This window comes from Pseudescherichia sp., from assembly GCF_031987975.1.
Classification (GTDB): domain Bacteria; phylum Pseudomonadota; class Gammaproteobacteria; order Enterobacterales; family Enterobacteriaceae; genus Pseudescherichia.
On the sequence record NZ_DALZYX010000001.1, the window covers coordinates 76,570 to 95,385 of the forward strand.

Annotated in this window: 13 protein-coding genes; 7 read left to right on the forward strand and 6 right to left on the reverse strand. The window is 57.7% G+C overall.

The window, feature by feature from the left end; all coding sequences use genetic code 11:
* Positions 1-271 precede the first annotated feature (271 nt).
* Complete coding sequence (gene ansP / locus RTN40_RS00350) at positions 272-1,768, forward strand: L-asparagine permease (protein ID WP_312226693.1); 1,497 nt, start codon at positions 272-274, stop codon at positions 1,766-1,768.
* Between the two features lie 62 nt (positions 1,769-1,830).
* Here the strand turns inward: ansP and RTN40_RS00355 are convergent, their stop codons facing one another.
* On the reverse strand, positions 1,831-2,892 hold the full coding sequence (locus tag RTN40_RS00355; RefSeq protein WP_312226694.1) for a YncE family protein: 1,062 nt from the start codon (positions 2,890-2,892) through the stop codon (positions 1,831-1,833).
* 237 nt (positions 2,893-3,129) lie between these two features.
* On the opposite strand from RTN40_RS00355, the gene pqqU reads away from it, so the two are divergent.
* Positions 3,130-5,238: a TonB-dependent receptor PqqU gene (pqqU, locus tag RTN40_RS00360; protein ID WP_312226695.1), complete on the forward strand. Its 2,109-nt coding sequence runs from the start codon at positions 3,130-3,132 to the stop codon at positions 5,236-5,238.
* 53 nt (positions 5,239-5,291) lie between these two features.
* Here pqqU and RTN40_RS00365 read toward each other — a convergent pair whose 3' ends face one another.
* From RTN40_RS00365 to RTN40_RS00375, 3 genes are all read right to left on the reverse strand, one after another.
* Entirely contained in the window at positions 5,292-6,842 is a 1,551-nt protein-coding gene (locus tag RTN40_RS00365; RefSeq protein ID WP_312226696.1) for a methyl-accepting chemotaxis protein, read from the reverse strand.
* 173 nt (positions 6,843-7,015) lie between these two features.
* The gene (locus RTN40_RS00370; protein ID WP_312226697.1) at positions 7,016-7,681 is read right to left on the reverse strand and encodes a GntR family transcriptional regulator; all 666 of its coding nucleotides are present in this window, start codon (positions 7,679-7,681) and stop codon (positions 7,016-7,018) included.
* A 254-nt stretch (positions 7,682-7,935) separates the two neighbouring features.
* Entirely contained in the window at positions 7,936-8,973 is a 1,038-nt protein-coding gene (locus tag RTN40_RS00375) for an NADP-dependent oxidoreductase (RefSeq protein ID WP_312226698.1), read from the reverse strand.
* Positions 8,974-9,102: 129 nt separating this feature from the next.
* On the opposite strand from RTN40_RS00375, the gene RTN40_RS00380 reads away from it, so the two are divergent.
* Together RTN40_RS00380 and RTN40_RS00385 are read left to right on the forward strand one after the other, a co-directional pair.
* On the forward strand, positions 9,103-9,621 hold the full coding sequence (locus tag RTN40_RS00380) for an N-acetyltransferase family protein (protein ID WP_312226699.1): 519 nt from the start codon (positions 9,103-9,105) through the stop codon (positions 9,619-9,621).
* Positions 9,618-10,067 (forward strand): DMT family transporter, encoded by a 450-nt coding sequence (locus RTN40_RS00385; RefSeq protein WP_312209881.1) that lies wholly within the window; start codon positions 9,618-9,620, stop codon positions 10,065-10,067. The genes RTN40_RS00380 and RTN40_RS00385 overlap by 4 nt, the downstream gene beginning before the upstream one ends.
* A gap of 43 nt (positions 10,068-10,110) precedes the next feature.
* Here the strand turns inward: RTN40_RS00385 and RTN40_RS00390 are convergent, their stop codons facing one another.
* A complete protein-coding gene (locus tag RTN40_RS00390; protein ID WP_312226700.1) occupies positions 10,111-10,344 on the reverse strand; it encodes a DUF2526 family protein in 234 nt (77 codons plus the stop codon).
* Between the two features lie 17 nt (positions 10,345-10,361).
* On the reverse strand, positions 10,362-11,960 hold the full coding sequence (locus RTN40_RS00395; RefSeq protein WP_312227190.1) for an ABC transporter substrate-binding protein: 1,599 nt from the start codon (positions 11,958-11,960) through the stop codon (positions 10,362-10,364).
* A gap of 292 nt (positions 11,961-12,252) precedes the next feature.
* On the opposite strand from RTN40_RS00395, the gene RTN40_RS00400 reads away from it, so the two are divergent.
* The 3 genes from RTN40_RS00400 to RTN40_RS00410 are packed head-to-tail and all read left to right on the forward strand — an operon-like array spanning position 12,253 to position 18,762.
* Positions 12,253-13,605, forward strand: a complete 1,353-nt coding sequence (locus RTN40_RS00400) for an SrfA family protein (RefSeq protein WP_312226701.1) — start codon at positions 12,253-12,255, stop codon at positions 13,603-13,605.
* A gap of 4 nt (positions 13,606-13,609) precedes the next feature.
* Entirely contained in the window at positions 13,610-16,591 is a 2,982-nt protein-coding gene (locus RTN40_RS00405; RefSeq protein WP_312226702.1) for a virulence factor SrfB, read from the forward strand.
* Positions 16,588-18,762, forward strand: a complete 2,175-nt coding sequence (locus tag RTN40_RS00410) for a virulence factor SrfC family protein (RefSeq protein ID WP_312226703.1) — start codon at positions 16,588-16,590, stop codon at positions 18,760-18,762. The genes RTN40_RS00405 and RTN40_RS00410 overlap by 4 nt, the downstream gene beginning before the upstream one ends.
* The last annotated feature ends 54 nt before the right edge of the window (positions 18,763-18,816 follow it).

The window sequence follows — 18,816 nt, forward strand, 5'->3', positions numbered from 1 at the left end:
TGCACTCTGGCACCGTTGATCCTGTAGCGCTGAATCGTATCGACAAGACTTCTCCTCCGACCACACATATTCACGCGACAGCGCTCATTTTTTCGCTGGGTATCTTTTGCGTCGTTAATCAATTGCGGGTAGGATGCTGCGCCATGTTTCGTCTTATCCATCCGCAAAATAGCGGGAAAGACAGCATATTTATTCGCCAGGGCAAACGTTTGTTTCGCCCTGGCCGGATGAAAACATCCTTGATGATTCAGACAGGTCAACAGGTAACGCAATGAAAAACAGCAACAACAGCGCAGCAGAGCATCAGGCTGCAAAACGCCGCTGGCTTAACTCGCATGAAGAGGGTTACAAGCAGGCGATGGGTAACCGTCAGGTGCAGATGATTGCTATCGGCGGTGCGATCGGTACAGGGTTATTTCTCGGTGCGGGTGCACGCCTGCAGATGGCAGGTCCCTCCCTCGCCATCGTCTATCTGGTGTGTGGCATCTTCTCTTTCTTTATTCTGCGCGCGCTAGGTGAACTGGTATTGCATCGCCCCTCCAGCGGCAGCTTCGTCTCCTACGCCCGTGAGTTCCTCGGTGAGAAAGCGGCATTCGTCGCAGGCTGGATGTACTTTATCAACTGGGCGATGACCGGCATCGTGGATATCACCGCCGTTGCGCTCTATATGCACTACTGGGGGGCGTTTGGCGACGTGCCGCAGTGGGTATTTGCCCTCGGCGCGCTGGCTATCGTCGGCACCATGAACATGATCGGCGTGAAGTGGTTCGCCGAGATGGAGTTCTGGTTTGCGCTGGTTAAGGTGCTGGCTATCGTGGTCTTCCTGGTGGTCGGGACCATTTTCCTCGGCACCGGCAAACCGCTGGATGGCGGCACAACCGGTTTCCACCTGATTACCGATAACGGCGGCTTCTTCCCGCACGGCCTGCTGCCTGCGCTGGTGCTGGTGCAGGGCGTAGTCTTCGCCTTCGCCTCTATCGAGCTGGTGGGTACGGCGGCGGGCGAGTGTAAAGATCCGCAGACCATGGTGCCAAAAGCCATCAACAGCGTCATCTGGCGTATCGGCCTGTTCTACGTTGGCTCTGTGGTTCTGCTGGTGCTGCTGCTGCCGTGGAACGCCTATCAGGCCGGGCAAAGCCCGTTCGTGACCTTCTTCAGCAAGCTGGGCGTGCCGTATATTGGCGACGTGATGAACATGGTGGTGCTGACCGCCGCGCTCTCCAGCCTGAACTCGGGTCTCTACTCTACGGGCCGTATTCTGCGCTCCATGTCGATGGGTGGCTCTGCGCCGAAGTTCATGTCCAAAATGAGCAAGCAGCATGTGCCCTACGCGGGCATCCTGGCGACGCTGGCGATCTACGTCTTTGGCGTAGTGCTGAACTATCTGGTTCCGGCCAGCGTGTTTGAGATCGTATTGAACGTCGCCGCGCTGGGCATTATCGCCTCGTGGGCCTTCATTGTGGTATGCCAGATGCGCCTGCGTAAAGCCATTAAAGAGGGCAAAGCCGCGGACGTGAGCTTCAAGCTGCCAGGTGCGCCGGTAACCTCCTGGCTGACGCTGCTGTTCCTGCTGAGCGTGCTGGTGCTGATGGCGTTCGACTACCCGAACGGGACCTACACCATTGCCTCGATTCCGGTACTGGCAGTCCTGCTGGTTGCAGGCTGGTATGGCGTGCGTAAGCGGGTGCATGAGATCCAAAGCACCGCGCCAGTGCATATTGAAGAGACGGCAGAAAACGCCGTGCTGGTTGAGAAAACGTCCAGCTAATCCTGGCAAAACTCTTTTTTAAACAATGCCCGGCAATCCTGTCGGGCATTTTTCATTAGACGTTACAGCGCAATACGGATCACATCATCCGGATCGGTAGCCTCTTTCTCGCGGGTGGACGCCTGCTTCACGCTGACGTACAGCGTTTTGCCATCGGCGGAGAGCGCGAGGCTGTTCGGGTAGGTCGGCGTATCAAAGCTCTTCACCACTTTATAGCTCTTCGCATCGATAACGCTCACCTTACCTGCCTGGCGGTGGGTAACGTAGGCTTCGTTGCGGGCCGGGTTAAACAGTACGGCCAGCGACTCCGGCGCGGCAACTTTCGCCAGCACCTTGCCGTCGCGCAGATTCACTACCAGCACCTCGGCCTGCTTCGAGTCGGTAATGAACGCACGCTGTCCGGCAGTGTCAAGGCTCAGGTTAAGATAGAAATGCTCTTTACCATCGTCAAGCACCTTCTGGCGGGAGAGGATCTTATTGCTGGCAGTATCGATGGTAATCAGCTCGCCATCGCCGTTAGTGGTATAGAGGCGTTTTGCTGCGGCATCAATGGCCAGCCCGGTGCTGAAAGTGCCCGTGCGGGTAATCGTATTTTTCAGCTTCAGCGTTTCGCCATCCACGGCCCAGATCACGCTCTCCTTGCCAATGCCGGTGATGTAAACGGTATTAGTGGTCTCATCCACTGCCAGCTCGCGCGGCTGCAGCGGACGCACCGTCTCAGAGCGCTTGCGCTCGTCCAGTACCAGACGCCCTTTTACCTCGCCAGTTTTCGCGTCAACGGCGGTTACCGCGCTGTTGGTCGTGTTGCCGAACCACAGCGTCTGGGTTTGATTATTGATGGTCGCGCCGAAGGGCTTCAGATCGTTATGGATGGCCTGAGTAATATTCAGGGTAGCGGGATCGAGACGGTAGATCACCCCACCCTTATCCATCTTACGGCTCTGAGTAGTAGCCACCCACAGCGCGTTTTCCTGCTGGCTGAAGGCCATTTCGTATGCGCCCTTGCCTACCGGCTTACGCAGCATCTCTTCCGCCGCGCTGGCGTTAAACGTACCTGCCAGCAGCAGTGAACCGAGGAACAGTGAACCACGCAGGCGCGGCGAGCTTAATTGACGTAAAAACATGACGACTCCCTTTGATTAACTAACCCATTCGTATGTTACAAATGCGAATAATAATCATTAATTGATGAAATGTAGAGTCTTTCTTGCGGGGTTGGCCATAATCTTCATAATTTCTCCATACACACCCTGATACATCACTTAACACTACGTGCCGTTATCGTTTTCATAATTTTTACAAAAACAGTAACATGTGCACACATGTTCCATTTGGTTCGTTTTATTTAACCGGTTCCTTTAATGAAAATCACTGCTATTACGCACGCTACACTCCCCTTACTGCTGCTGCCAGCCGCCTGCGGCTACGCCTCTGCCGCAGACGAACAAACCCTTATCGTCAGCGCCACGCCGCAAACTGTGTCCGAGCTGGATACGCCAGCCGCCGTCAGCGTGGTTAACGGAGAGGAGATGCGCCATGCCGCGCCACGCGTGAACCTCTCTGAGTCGCTGACCGGCGTGCCGGGACTGCAGATCCAAAACCGCCAGAACTATGCGCAGGATCTCCAGCTCTCTATGCGCGGCTTCGGCTCCCGCTCTACCTACGGCGTGCGCGGCATCCGCATGTACGTCGATGGCATCCCGGCAACCATGCCGGACGGCCAGGGGCAGACCTCCAATATCGATCTTAATAGCGTTGAGAGCGTTGAAGTCCTGCGTGGTCCCTTCTCTGCCCTGTACGGTAACGCCTCCGGCGGCGTGGTTAACGTCACCACTGAAACCGGTCAGCAGCCAACCACTATTGAAGCCAGCAGCTACTACGGCAGCTACGGTAGCTGGCGCTACGGTCTGAAGGCCACCGGTGCGACCGGAGACGGTACTCAGGCAGGCGACGTTGACTATACCGTCTCCTCTACGCGTTTCATCACCAGCGGCTACCGCGACCACAGCGGTGCACGTAAGAATCTGGCTAACGCTAAACTCGGCGTGCGTATCGATGACGTCAGCAAGCTGAGCCTGATCTTTAATAGCGTCGATATCAAAGCGGACGATCCGGGCGGCCTGACCGAGCAGGAGTGGAAGCAGGATCCGCACCAGGCCCCGCGTGCCGACCAATACAATACCCGCAAAACCATCAAGCAGACCCAGGCTGGACTGCGCTACGAGCGCCAGCTGAGCGAGCAAGATGACTTAAGCGTGATGATGTACGCTGGCGAGCGCGAAACCACCCAGTACCAGTCAATTCCGCGTGCGCCGCAGCTTAACCCGACTCATGCAGGCGGCGTGATCGACCTTAGCCGTCACTACCAGGGGATTGACACCCGCTGGACTCACCGTGGCGAGCTGCTGGTACCGGTGACCATTACGACCGGCATTAACTATGAAAACATGAGTGAAGATCGTAAGGGCTTCGAGAACTTCGTGATGGATAACGGCACGCCGTCGTACGGGCAGAAAGGTAACCTGCGCCGCAACGAGCGTAACCTGATGTGGAATGCCGATCCCTATATGCAATCCCGCTGGCAGCTGACCGATAAGCTCTCGCTGGATGCTGGGGTGCGCTACAGCTCGGTCTGGTTCGACTCCAACGACCACTACGTGACTGCCGCCAACGGTGACGACAGCGGGGAAGCGAGCTATCACGAGTGGCTCCCGGCGGGTGCGCTGAAGTATGCCGTAACCGATGCATGGAATGTCTACGCTGCCGCTGGCCGTGGCTTCGAAACGCCGACCATCAACGAGTTGTCGTACCGTGCCAACAATCAGAGCGGCCTGAACTTTAACCTTCAGCCGTCAACCAACGATACCTATGAGATCGGCAGTAAAACTCGCGTCGGCAACGGTCTGTTCACCGCTGCACTGTTCCAGACCATGACCGATAACGAAATTGTGACCGATACCAGCAGTGGCGGACGCACCACCTATAAAAACGCCGGGAAAACCCGTCGTCAGGGTGCTGAGCTATCTCTCGATCAGCAGTTTGCCGGCGACTGGCGGGTGAAGATGGCGTGGACATATCTTGATGCCACCTACCGCACCAACGTCTGCGGGGATGACAACTGCAACGGTAATCGGATGCCGGGTATCGCCCGCAATATGGGCTTTGCCTCCCTTGGCTACGTGCCGGAGAGCGGCTGGTACGCGGGGGCCGATATGCGCTATATGAGCGACATTGAAGCTAACGATGAGAACACGGCAAAAGCCCCTTCCTATACCACCGTGGGTCTGAACACCGGATATAAGTTCAACTACAACAACTGGATGCTGGATGTGTTTGGCCGCGTCGATAACCTGTTCGACAAAGAGTATGTCGGTTCGGTCATCGTTAACGAATCTAATGGCCGCTACTACGAGCCTGCTCCGGGTCGTAACTACGGCGTAGGTCTCTCCGTGGCATACCGCTTTGAATAAGGCACTATAGTCTCTGCTGATGCCCGGTAGCCTGAATGCTACCGGGCATTTTTTTAGGCTGCTACCGGCCGCTCCAGACGAAACGCCGCCACCAGCTGGGCCAGCAGCTGGGCCTGCTCCTCCAGCGATCCCGCCGCCAGCGACGAGGCGCTAACCAGGGTGGCGTTCTGCTGGGTGGTGCTGTCCAGCTCGCCTACCGCGCGGGCGATCTGCTCAATACCCCGGCTTTGCTCTTCCGACGCGGATGAGATCTCCCCCATGATATCGTTTACCCGGGTCACCGCATCCACTACCTGCTCCATGGTCTGCCCCGCTTTCGCCACCAGCTCGCTGCCGGTACTGATACGCGATACCGACTCGCCGATCAGCTGTTCAATGTCTTTGGCTGCCTGGGAGCTGCGCTGGGAGAGACTGCGTACCTCGCTGGCGACCACCGCAAAGCCCCGGCCTTGCTCGCCCGCCCGCGCGGCCTCGACCGCCGCGTTCAGCGCCAGGATATTGGTCTGGAAAGCAATGCTGTTGATCACCGCCGTAATATCAGCAATTTTTTGCGAGCTGGCATGAATATCGCCCATGGTATTAACCACGTCGCGCATAACGTTGCCGCCCTGGCTGGCGGTGCTGGAGGCTTCGGCCGCCAGTTTACTGGCGTGGCGGGCGTTATCGGCATTGTTTCTCACCGTCGCCGTCAGCTCCTCCATGCTGGCGGCGGTCTGCACGACCGCGGCAGCCTGCTGCTCGGTACGGGAGGAGAGATCGGTATTACCGTCGGCAATCTCACTGGCCGCGTGGGAGACCTGAGCGACGCTGCTGCGCACCTCGTGGATCATCTCCCGCAGGCGAAGGTTCATCTTCGCCATCGCCCCGGTGAGTTTTCCCAACTCGTCGCCGCCCTGTGCCTCTATCACCGAGCTGAGATCGCCGCTGGCAATGCGCTCCGCCAGTTTCAGGTTATGCTGCACCGGCCTGGTGATCTGGCGGATCACCCACCACGAAACCATAATGCCGATCAGAATGGCAACGCCACCAATTATGGCGGTGACGGTGCTGGAGCTGTAGGCCAGCTCATCGTTATGAGTTTTAACCGAGGCGATAATGAGCTTGATATCGGCGCTGCTGTTATCCCCGGCAACTTTGACGCGATCCTCAGCGGCCTGAAGCTGCTGCATCTCTGCGCTGCCAGCCTGGGTACCGGCGGCGCGCAGCGGATTGAGCGCGGTGGTGGCGCTCTGCATAGCACTTACGCTGGCCTGGAAGTCGGCAAGATGCGTCTCAAGGGTATGAAGAAGCGTTGTTTCAGCCTCGGTCCAGGCAAGATTTTTTGCTGAAGCGGTAAGCTCAGCGGCGTGGTTAACATAGTTCGCTAGCGCCTGACCCGATTTTTCATCGCCGCTGTAAAAATATTTCAGCCGATTTATCTTGGCCTGAAAGACTTCAATATTGATGTTGTATATCAGGTTGGTTTTATCATAAACGCTGCGGATCTCTTTAAAACGCATAACGCTAAGGATGGTAGCAACAGCCACCAGCAGCAGGACCAGACCAAACCCCACCGACAGTTTTTTGCTGATGGTAATATCGCGTAATCGCCGGTTGAAAAACATACCCTCTCCTTGCACAAACAAATGTTAGCGCCCAACTGCGCATAAAAGGGTTATCGGCAACAGAGAAAGGTAATTAACGCGATTGGCAGGAAGAATAGTAAAAGTGTGATGGTGATGCTTCCCTGATGCAAACTCCTCAGGGAAGCTGTTACAAAGCAATCTTACCAGAGGAGCTAAGGTGCGCCTTTAAATTGCGGCTGAACAATGTTCACGCCCATATCAATGACGCAGAGAATAGACTTCTGGCTGGCGTAGCTATCGCCCCTCTCCAGGGCATCTAATAGATCCACATAATCATGATGACCGTGAGCCAGCTCTTCAGAGACCGGATAGAGATGGTTAAAGCAAGGCCCAATGCGTACCCACAGCTGCTCGATCAGCGAGAGCAGGGTCGGCATCTCAGCATATTCGTAGAGGCGAAAGCGAAAGCTTCGGTTGGCCTGTAGTGCCTGCTCTACGTTCCCACCCAGCCTGGCTTCGTTAAAGGTATTAGCCAGTAGCCGCAGCTGCTGAAGCTTTTCATCAGTCATTTTATTACAGGCGGCGCTGACGGCCATGGATTCCAGCTGCTTGCGTATTTGGGTTATTTCATGGTGAGTCTGCTGGCTCACTTCCGGAACTAAAAAAGCCTGCGCAGGCGTAGCATGCAGCGCGCCCGCGGAGACCAGGCGTAATAACGCCTCGCGCACGGGTGTAATACTGGTTCCAAGCTGATCGGCAATCTCTTTTGTAATCAGGCGTGCGCCTGGTTTTAGTGCACCGACGATTAACGCATTTTTTAAACTTACTTCAACCTGCTGAGTGAGGCTTAGACGCTGCGCTTTTTCCAAATCAAGCATATTCATGTCCTGTCGAATACTTATTACTTTTCACCTATTCGTGTGATTATTCGCACACGAACCATAAGATATAGTAGGTAGAGAGTTGCCTGGTATTGGATTGACGCAAAACGTTAGAACTAAAAGTTATTAATTATGCTCATTATTATACACCAACGAAGCTTATGCTTCGCTGGTGTAGCTATGCTTAATTAAAGCCAGGGTTCAGTAAAATTGCACATTTTTTTTCAGGCGCTCTTTAGCGCCACTTAACTTTATTGATCCGCGGCTACACGAATAACAACTTTGCCAAAGTTCTTACCTTCCAGCAGGCCAATAAATGCCTCTGGCGCATTTTCCAGGCCATCGACAATTTGCTCACGATAGTGGATCTTTCCTTCCTGTACCCATTTACCCATCTCTTGCTGGAACTCGTCGATGCGGTGGCCGTAATCCTGGGTAATAATGAATCCCTGCATCCGAATACGTTTTTTCAAAATCGTACCCATCAGCAGCGGCAGACGATCCGGTCCCGGCGGCAGATCGGTGGCGTTATAGCCGCTAACCAGACCACAGACCGGCACCCGGGCGGCGGTATTCAGCAGCGGCAGCACGGCATCAAACACCTTGCCACCAACGTTTTCATAGTAGACGTCGATTCCCTGTGGGCAGGCGTTTTTCAGCTGCTCGGCGAAGTCATCGGCGTGATGATCGAGACAGGCATCAAAGCCCAGCGTCTCTACGGCATGACGGCACTTCTCTTCGCCGCCCGCGACGCCGACCACCCGGAGACCTTTGAGCTTACCAATCTGCCCGACCGTCGCCCCTACCGGACCGGTTGCCGCTGCGACGACCAGCGTCTCGCCTGACTTAGGCTGGCCAATGTCCAGCAGTCCCATATAGGCAGTAAAACCAGGCATCCCCAGTACTCCCAGCGCCCAGGAGGGGTGCTCCAGGCTTTTGTCCAGCTTGACCAGCCCCTCGCCGCTGGAGATGGCATACGCCTGCCAGCCGTCGTAGCCCAGCACCCAGTCTCCCTCGGCATAGTCCGGGTGTTCAGAACTTACCACCTGGCTTACCGTTCCACCGCACATCACATCACCGATATTGACCGGATCGGCATAGGATGGCTCATCACTCATGCGCCCGCGCATGTAGGGATCAAGGGAGAGGTAAACGGTGCGCAGCAGCAGCTGGCCGGATTTTGGGGTGGGGATGTCGCGCTCTTCAAGTCGAAAATTATCAGCAACCGGCGCGCCTTTTGGGCGGGAAGCCAGCAGCCACTGACGGTTACGCTGTTGTTCTTGACTCACGGTAGTCTCCTTCAACGGTTAAACATCCTTTCAGCGTAGCGCCTTACGCCTCTCTTTGCTTTGACATTCTGCGTCATGTAATAGTATTGATAACAGACTATCCAGTGCATATCCTCTGAGGTTTTAAGCATGACTATTCGCTACGCGGACAAAGACGACTGCGCCGCTATTGCCGCTATCTATAACCACGCCGTTTTACACACCGCCGCTATCTGGAACGACCAGACCGTTGACGCCGATAACCGCATCGCCTGGTTTGAGGCCCGTACCCTCATGGGCTACCCGGTGCTGGTCAGCGAAGAGAACGGTGAGATCGCCGGCTACGCGGCTTTTGGCGACTGGCGCGCCTTCGATGGCTTTCGCCACACGGTAGAGCACTCGGTCTATATTCATCCCGATCATCAGGGGAAAGGCCTGGGCCAGGCGCTGATGGTCCGCCTTATCGAGGAGGCAAAACGCATCGGCAAGCATGTGATGGTCGCCGGGATCGAGTCGCAGAACGCGGCCTCTCTTCATCTGCATGAGAAGTTAGGCTTTGTCACCACCGCCCAGATGCCGCAGGTCGGCACCAAGTTTGGCCGCTGGCTGGATCTCACCTTCATGCAGCTGCAGCTGGACGATCGCAGCGAACCGGATGCTATCGCATGAACCAGTCGTTGACCCTGCTGTTCCTGGCTGCGGCGGGTATCGGGCTGGTAGTACAAAATACGCTGATGGTGCGTATCACCCAGTCCTCTTCCACCGTGTTGATTGCGATGCTGCTCAACTCGCTGGTGGGTATCGTGCTGTTTGTCTCGATTCTGCTGATGAAATACGGGCTGGCTGGGTTTAGCGAGCTGGCAGCGACGGTGCGCTGGTGGACGCTGATCCCCGGTCTGCTCGGGTCGTTCTTTGTTTTTGCCAGCATCAGCGGCTATCAGTATGTCGGCGCGGCAACCACTATCGCGGTGCTGGTCGCCAGTCAGCTGATCGGCGGGCTGGTAATGGATCTGGTGAAAAGTCACGGCGTACCGCTGAGGGCGCTGATCGGCCCGGTATGCGGGGCGGTATTGCTGGTGATTGGCGCGTGGTTAGTGGCCAGACGCCAGTGGTAGCGGCGTAGGCCGGGCAAGCGTGAGCGCCGCCCGGCCTTTACGGTTAAAGGATGGTGCCATCTTTGGTCAGGCGATCATGGCGCGCTTCCATCTCTTCCTTGTGGTGCCGTCCGTGATGCGCGATGGCATTGCGCAGACGCTGCTGCTGGGCGTAGCGATCTTCCCGGCTTAGCTCTGCGTCATCGCTGAGCGCGACCAGCAGCTCATTCATATGCGTAATCACGCTCTCCTTGATAACGTCATCCACGCGCGCGATCACCTCTGCCAGATGCGACATATCCTCTCCTGTGTCTGTTAGTTGATTTTGGCTTTTGAAAAATCACTGCCCATCAGGCTAACACTATACCCGGTTACGTTGCTGCGGGTGGCATAGAAGGTTTTACCGTTAGCCAGGGCGATCCACGGTGCCTGCTGATAGAACACCTCTTGCGCCTGGGAATAGAGCTTCGCGCGCTCTTCTGGTACAGAGGTGAGCTTCGCTTTTTTCACCAGCCCGTCGTAGGTTTTATCACACCAGCGCGCGGCGTTCGAGCCGGTTTCAATGCTGTCGCAGCCCAGCAGCACGTCGGCAAAGTTGTCCGGATCGCCGTTGTCGGACATCCAGCCAAACAGGGCAGAGTCGTGCTCGCCTTTACGCATTCCGGAGAGGTATTCGCCCCACTCGTAAGAGACGATTTTGGCCTTCACGCCCACTTTTGCCCAGTCGCTCTGGATCATCTCTGCAATACGCTTCGAGTTCGGGTTATAGGGACGCTGGACCGGCATTGACCACAGCGTGACCTCTGCGCCCTGCTCCAGACCCGCCTGCTTCAGCAGCGCCTTCGCTTTTTCCACATCGTAGGGATAATCCTTCAGATCCTTATTAAAGCCCAACATGTTTGGCGGCAGCGGCGATTTTGCTACCGTACCAGAGCCTAAGAAGACGGCATTAACAATGGCATTTTTATCGGTGGCATAGTTCAGGGCCTGGCGCACCAGCACGTTATCGAACGGTTTTTTCTCGGTGTTAAATGCCAGATAGCCGACGTTCAACGCATCTACCGAGTGCAGGGCCAGATCCTTATTCTTTTTGATCACGTCGAACTGAACCGGAGACGGCGCGGGAATGATCTGGCACTCGTTGGTTTGCAGCTTCGCCAGCCGCGTCTCAACGTTTGGCGTGATAGAGAAGATCAGATGCTTGGTCGGCACCTCGCCGTCCCAGTAGTTCGGATTGGCGATATAGCGAATCAGTGCGTCACGATTGTACTGCTGCAGGGCATAAGGACCGGTACCAATTGGCCAAGTGTCAACGTTCTCCGGCGTGCCCTTTTTCAGCATGGCATCCGCATATTCCGCAGAGAGAATCGAGGCGAAGTCCATGCCCCAGTCGGCAAGAAACGCGGCGTTAGGTTCGTTCAGAACAAACTGGACGTGGTAATCATCAACTTTTTTCACCTCTTTAATCAGCTTGTCGAGGCCGACATCGTTGAAGTATTCGTAGTTGCCCTGAGAGACGTTGTGGTACGGGTGATTAGCATCTTTCTGCCGCAGTACCGAGAAGATCACGTCATCGGCGTTAAAGTCGCGGGTCGGCTTGAAGAATTTATTGCTGTTAAATTTAACACCCTGACGCAGCGTAAAGGTATAGGTCTTCCCGTCCGGGGAGATAGTCCAGCTGGTTGCCAGCGACGGCACCGGCGTATTCTTTACCGGATCGAAGTTGATTAGGCGGTTATAGAGCGTCTGCGAGCTGGCAACAAAGCTGGGACCGGAGCTGGCGATCTGCGGGTTGAAGGATTCCGGAGAGGCTTCGGAGCAGTAGATAAGGGTATCTTTTGCCGCCGCCCATGCCGCGCTTGTCGGTATAAGCGTGCTAAGTGCCAGCGCGAGCAGCGTTTTGCCGGTAGACAAATTTCCTGAAAACATAATTAAAACCTTATTATTTTATTAAAACGTGATCTCAGCATAGCAGCCGAAATGAGGCAAATAACGAATCACTATCAGGTTATGCCAAAGCAGCTGATTTTGCTGATTTCTTCACCTTTCCCCGCTGTTTAGTTTGCCTTAAGTTATTCCTGAAACGTCAAGTGAAAAGCGTCTGCGCAATGCCACGAGAATTCACCGCTTTTAGCCTCTCTTCCACCGTTTGCTTGCTATTACATCTCGTAAAGTAGAGGCGTGAAGAAGTCTATGGGATGAAAACGTGGCAAAAACTCTCTTGCGCAGCGGCGATCTGGATGATTTTCAGGCCGTTGGCGGCGGCGGCCAGGCCGTCTTTGATTCGGCATTGCAAATTCGTGAAGCGTTACGCCTGCGCAAGCAGCAGGCGATGGTGGACTGCCTCGCGATACCGCAGATTAATGACGACGGCGATCGCGTGGACTGGTACTCGCCGGTTGAAGGCCGGGCGGTAAGCTGGAAGGCGGCGGACGATGAGTCCCGCTTCCGCGCCCTGCGCTTTCTGGAGAGCACCCTCGACAGCGCATCGGCCCTGAGCCGAAAAAGCCTGCAGTCGCCGAAAACGGCCCAGCAACTGTTTGGCTCCCTGCTGGCAAAAGCATTGCAGTTTCCTGGCGTAAACCACGTCTTCCTGGTGGATGGCAAACCGGTCATTACCTTTTGGGGTTTTGTCGATCTCAACGAGAGCGCGCGCGAGGATGTTCTTGCCTGTCTGCGGGAAGAGGAGCCGCCTGCCCCGGCGATCGTTATGCCGGAAGAGCGCGACGAGGAAGAGGAAGCGCCTGCCGTCACGACCTTCAGCAGAGCCGATGAGCCGCTGCTGGTTGCCATGCCGGAGATGACCACCCAGCAGCCTCCCGAACCGCCGCAGCCTGAGCCGCAGCCTGTATCGGTTGCTCCCGCTGCTGCCGTTGAGGCAGCTTCGGCACCCAACAAGCGCCGCTATGGCCTTTGGGCGTTGCCGGTAGCCGCCGTGGTGGTCGCCGCCGTTGCCGCCCCGCTGCTCTGGCCGCATAAACCTGCAGTAAGTGAACCCACTACCGCGACGCCTCCCCCCGCTCCGCAGCCCCTCACGCCGCCATCCATCAGCGTGGAGCCTGCGCCTGTACTGGCTGCGTCTCTGCCGCTGCATCAGGCAGAGGTAGTGGCTGCCAAAGCGCCACCTGCCCCAGCAGAGGAGAAACCCAGCCAGCCAACGATTACCGCCATTCCCAAAGATGCGCTGGTGATGGATGCAGGCCAGGTAAAAGCGGGCAGCACCCGTTTTCTCAACGGCAGCTGGCGCGTGATGCTGGATATTAAAGACGAAGCGACCGGCAAGCCGCCTACGCTGCGCTTCCAGATCCAGAACAATAAGGGTACGGCTCGCCTGGTACAGGGCAAAAACATTGTCTGCCGCTCCGAGATCTTCTCGGGCCTGCACGACACTGGCGTATTGATGATCAAAAGCCGCGGCCACGCGCGCTGCAGCGACGGTACTCGCTACCCAATGCCGGAGATCTCCTGCACCGCAGGCACCAGCGACGTTGCCGAGTGCACCGCCCGGTATGATGCCAAAACCATTGTCCCGTTGACGTTCAGAAAAACAGGTTCCTGATCTTATGCTGGTTAATCTTTGCGATTACAAACAGAGCGTCACGCTGATTGCCAACAGCGGCGTGCAGTTCCTCGACTTTGGCCTGACGCCGCAGGCCTCGTTACAGAGCGGACGCTTTGTGCGAAAGACCGCTAACGGGCCGCTGCTGCGCCTCGATTACGATCTGATTAACAACCGCTATACGCTGCCTGGGCGCGATGGCGGCCAGCCTGAGGTGGTGAAACCGGAGAGTACCCTGCCGCTGCTTGAGTCGCTGGCAGTACTGGACGGCGTCTGGCTGCCCATACCTTTCTTGCGCTTTAACCCACCGCGTACCTTCGTCGAGGGACCGGACAACTGGGCCAGGGTACAGATCCGTAAGCTGGCCGAGCCGGACAGCGCAGGCAACACCCACCGCGTTACCCTTGCGCTGGACAGTCAGATTAACGATCTCTCGCCTGCGGCGCTGGCTCCGGCCACCAATGACATTCTTAACGGTACCCGCTTTGCGCTGGCGTGGCGCGACGACGAAGTATTTGATTTCCTCGATCAGACCTGGATTGATGGCTGGCTGCGCGAAGCGTTCCTGCACTATGCCAGCAGCGTCGAAAACCGCAGCGAGCGGGAGATTGCCCAGGCCTTGCGTGGCTTCGAATATCAGGCTCACTGGCTCAACCTGCTCACCTTGCTGGGCGAACAGCTGACCGTTCCAGAAGTTAAAATCGTCACCCATACGCTAAGCACCCCGGCTATTCCGGTGGATCTGATCCTCGACGTGGGCAATACCCACACCTGTGGCGTCATTATTGAAGATCAGGGTGATGCCAACGACGGCCTGCGTCAGACGGCGGAGTTACAGGTGCGCTCTCTGAGCGAGCCGCAATTTTTGAACGAGCCAATGTTCACCAGTCGGCTGGAGTTCTCCGAGGCCCGTTTCGGCAAGCAGCACTTCTCGGTAGAGAGCGGACGCGAGGATGCCTTCGTCTGGCCCTCGATCGTCCGCGTTGGCGACGAGGCCCGCAAGCTGGCGACACAGCGCCTGGGCACCGAGGGTAACAGCGGTATCTCCAGCCCTCGCCGCTACCTGTGGGATGAGACCCCGGTGCTGCAAGACTGGCGCTTTAGCCAGATGAACAGCAAGTCCCAGCGCGAGCCGTTAGCTACCGCTTTCCCGCTGATGAACCTGATGAACGACGACGGCCAGCCGCTCTACACCCTGCCGCTGGATGAGCGCCTGCCGGTCTTCTCTCCACAGTACAGCCGCAGCACTCTGATGACCCACATGCTGTGCGAACTGCTGGCCCAAGCCCTGGGACAGATCAACAGCGTGGCGACGCGCCTGCGCCTCGGCTTTCCGGCCTCGCCGCGCCAGCTGCGAACTATCATCCTGACCCTGCCTTCAGCAATGCCGAAACAGGAGCGGGAGATCTTCCGCCGCCGCATGTTTGAAGCCATCGCTCTGGTGTGGAAAGCGATGGGCTGGCATCCGCAGGATGACGATTTCTCCAGCAGCAAACAGCGTGAGAAGAGCGTGGTCCCCGTCCCGCAGATCCAGATGGAGTGGGACGAAGCCAGCTGCGGCCAACTGGTCTGGCTCTATAACGAAGCTATCTCCCACTACGCCGGACAGACGGAGACTTTTTTTGCCTCTCTCGCCCGCCCCGACCGCTCCGGTGCACCGGATGAAAAGCCAGGGCGCGCCCTGCGCGTAGCGTCGATCGATATCGGCGGCGGTACCACCGATATGGCTATCGTCCACTACCAGTTGGATGACGGTACCGGCAGCAACGTCAAGATCACCCCGCATCTGCTGTTCCGGGAAGGGTTTAAGGTTGCAGGCGACGATATTCTGCTGGATATTATCCAGCGCTGCGTGCTGCCCGCACTGCAAACCCAGCTGCAAAAGTCGGGCATTACCGACGCCGCCGCGCTGATGGCGACGCTGTTCGGCGACTCTGGCCGCATCGACACCCAGGCGGTACTGCGCCAGCAGACCACCCTGCAACTCTTTATGCCGATTGGTCATGCGATCCTGTCGGCTTGGGAGCGAAGCGATATCAATGATTCGCTTGCCGGTCTGCACGCCACCTTTGGTGAGCTACTTACCCAACAGCCAACGCGCAACGTCATGAACTACCTGAGGCAGGCGATCGATCATGCTCTGCCCGCCGGCTCTGCAGAGTTCGATCTCTTCGCCGTGCCGTTGCAGGTTAACTTTAGCGAACTTCAGACAGCGATGCTCGGCGGACAATTTACCCTGACCGCGCCGATCCATGCCGTTTGTGAAGCCATTTCCCACTACGGCTGCGACGTACTGCTGGTCACCGGGCGGCCGGGCTGCCTGCCAGGCGTGCAGGCGCTAATCCGCCACCTGCAGCCGGTGCCCGTCAACCGCATGGTATGGCTGGACAAGTATCGGGTGCACGAGTGGTATCCATTTAACCAGCAGGGGCGGATCGGCAATCCGAAATCTACCGCTGCCGTTGGGGCGATGCTGTGCAGCCTGGCGCTGGATCTGCGCCTGCCGCGCTTCAACTTCAAAGCGGCAGATATCGGGGCCTACTCCACCGTGCGCTATTTGGGCGTGCTGGATAACGTGGTTAATACCCTGCGCGAGGAGAACGTCTGGTACGAGGATATCGATCTGGACAAACCCGGCGTGAAGCTGGATGCCCGCCTGCACTTCCCGCTGCGTGGTAACGTGACGCTGGGCTTCCGTCAGCTGGCCAACGCCCGCTGGCCTGCGACGCCGCTCTATACTCTGAGCATTAACTCGCCGGAGCTGGCAAAAGCCATCGCCGGAGACGGAGTGCTTAACGTACGGCTGGCTCTCACCGGCGGAAGTAAAGCGTCAGGGCCGGAAGCCTTCACCCTGAGCGAAGCCTGGCTACAGGATGGTACGCCGGTTGCTGCCGATGCGTTGACGTTTAAACTGAATACTCTGGCCGATCGCCGCCACAGCGGCAGCCACTACTGGATTGACAGCGGGAGCGTGTACCTGAAATGAGAGATCTGAGCAAAACCTCCCAGGCATTAATGGCATGGATAGATGAGACCCGCCAGCACGCCCCGCTGCTTGACGATGACGCCGACGCTCTGCTGCTGCGCCTCACTGCCGCGGCCGCGCATGAGAGCGTGCTTGCGCGCGCGGCTAACCAGCCCCGCACCGTGGGCCTCTATGGTCACGCCCAGGCGGCAAAAGCCCACCTGCTTGCTGCCCTGTGCAGCAGCGGCAGCGGCCGGGTGAACGTCAAGGCCGGTGAAAAGAGCTTCGACTACCTGAGCCATATCAATCCTGGCCATGCCCTGACCGGCATGGCGCTGCGCTTCACGACCCAAGACTTGCGCGTTGACGATGCGTTTCCCCTGCGCCTTCGTCTGATGACTGAGGCTGAGCTGGTGCAGATGTTTATCGCCCATGCCGCTGGAGAGCAGGAGCGTCATCTTGTGGATCGGGCAATTATTGAGGATCGTCTTAACCGCTGGCGCGGGCTGCGTCAGCCGCATCCGGTGGCGGGCATCACTGCAGAAGAGGTGGCTTCGATCGCTGCTTTCTGGCGCACTACCGTACCCGCTGCGCAGCAGCAGATTGACGATGGCTTGTGGTACCAGTTTGCTACCCTGATCCCCTCTCTGGATCTGCGCGCCCGGGCCAGCGCCTGGTCGCTGCTGTGGGGCGAACAGCAGGAGCTGACCGAGCAGTGGCTGACTCTGGCGCACGTTCTGCACCAAACCGGCAACGCCGCCGAGCTGGCCGCGCCGTTAAGCCTGCTCGTAGATAACTTTGCCCTGCCGACGGAAGTCTTTTTAAACCCACTGGCGGCAGAGAGCATTGAGGCTCAGGCCGAAGTGGTGGTTCATCCTTTGTCAAAAGAGCAGCTGCAAAACGCGGTGAGCATTCCTCTTGCCACCCTGTCGCTGCTGGCCTGCGAGCTGGTGCTCTGCATCGAAAATGGCGTGCTGAACGGGGTGGATATTGTGGATATCCCCTGCCCGGCGGCACTGCCTGAGCGCCCCCTGTGGTACAGCAAATGCCGCTGGCTGCTGGAGCGCTATCGTCAGCAGCTGCAGCCGGACGTACTGATGATCTGCAACGCCACGCCGCAGCGCAGCGAAACCGCCGTCACGGCAAAAGCGCTTCTGAACTGGGTACAGGATACCCAGTCGGACCAGGAGACGGCGCTGCCGGGGCTGGTATGGGCAATTACGCCTCAGGACACACGGTTTACCACCGCGCTGAATCTGGACGAAACCGTCCAGCAGCTGCTGGGCAAGCCCGGCCAGCGCTGGGGAACTTTGCAGGCGCTGGACGCCAGCAGCCTGCAACGTCTGATTGAGTGGCTCTCTCAGGCTACCGCGCCATCTGTACGCGTTGGCCGGTTAAACGCCTTACGCGAGCGACATTACCAGACGCTGCGCGATTTGATGCAGCCCCTGCTCTCGCCGCTGACGGAAGATGCTGATGCCCGCCGCGCCCGCGCTGAGGCGACTATTCGTGAGTTACAGGTTCAGGCCGGACGTCACGGGGAGCTGTTAGAGGGCTTGCTGCCAGAGATGAAGCAGTTTGACGCCTTGTGGAAGGTGCAGCTGCCGCGCGAGGAGAAGGTGAGCGGCCTGTTCAACGAGGCGATCGATCTTTTTGCCGATGCGCAGGAGACGCCGGAGCGCGCCAGCGCTGCGCGGGATGCGGGTCAGCAGGCGCACGCCATGTGGCTAAACCATCTGCGGCAGTGGAGCCGCAGCGCGGAGAGCGCAACCCGGCTGGGCATTACCCCTACTGCGCTGCGCCAGGTGGCGGACACTATCATTACCACCAGCTACCGCCTCGACCTGGCCGGTCAGCTGCAAACGCTGATGCAGCGGGATAACGCCTGCGCAGCACAGCTGCATGCGGCCATTGGCAACCTGATTGCCTGGCTTGGCTATGCCGACGTTACGGTAAGCCAGCGCCCGGCCAGCCGCATCCAGAAAGGCAGCGCGATCTTCAGCACCGACGCGCCAGCCCACACCGAAGGCAGACTGACCAGATTGGGCGATCAGCCGGTTCATGCTGCAACCCGCTACGTCTATGACTGGCTGGTAGCGCTCTATACCCGCAGCAACGAGAATATTGGTTATCAGCACCCGGCTGACGTGACGGATGCCCAGCGCAAAACGCTGCGGGCGCTTCTGCCCTGACAGCCTGTCCCCCGGTGGCGCAGCGCGCGCCGGGGAAACCTCTTTAAATCCGTT

Excerpts from the sequence above, each read along its gene's own strand:
- ansP (WP_312226693.1), top strand. The coding sequence starts at position 272 with ATGAAAAACAGCAACAACAGCGCAGCAGAGCATCAGGCTGCAAAACGC.
- RTN40_RS00355 (WP_312226694.1), bottom strand. The coding sequence starts at position 2,892 with ATGTTTTTACGTCAATTAAGCTCGCCGCGCCTGCGTGGTTCACTGTTC.
- pqqU (WP_312226695.1), top strand. The coding sequence starts at position 3,130 with ATGAAAATCACTGCTATTACGCACGCTACACTCCCCTTACTGCTGCTG.
- RTN40_RS00365 (WP_312226696.1), bottom strand. The coding sequence starts at position 6,842 with ATGTTTTTCAACCGGCGATTACGCGATATTACCATCAGCAAAAAACTG.
- RTN40_RS00370 (WP_312226697.1), bottom strand. The coding sequence starts at position 7,681 with ATGCTTGATTTGGAAAAAGCGCAGCGTCTAAGCCTCACTCAGCAGGTT.
- RTN40_RS00380 (WP_312226699.1), top strand. The coding sequence starts at position 9,103 with ATGACTATTCGCTACGCGGACAAAGACGACTGCGCCGCTATTGCCGCT.
- RTN40_RS00385 (WP_312209881.1), top strand. The coding sequence starts at position 9,618 with ATGAACCAGTCGTTGACCCTGCTGTTCCTGGCTGCGGCGGGTATCGGG.
- RTN40_RS00390 (WP_312226700.1), bottom strand. The coding sequence starts at position 10,344 with ATGTCGCATCTGGCAGAGGTGATCGCGCGCGTGGATGACGTTATCAAG.
- RTN40_RS00405 (WP_312226702.1), top strand. The coding sequence starts at position 13,610 with ATGCTGGTTAATCTTTGCGATTACAAACAGAGCGTCACGCTGATTGCC.
- RTN40_RS00410 (WP_312226703.1), top strand. The coding sequence starts at position 16,588 with ATGAGAGATCTGAGCAAAACCTCCCAGGCATTAATGGCATGGATAGAT.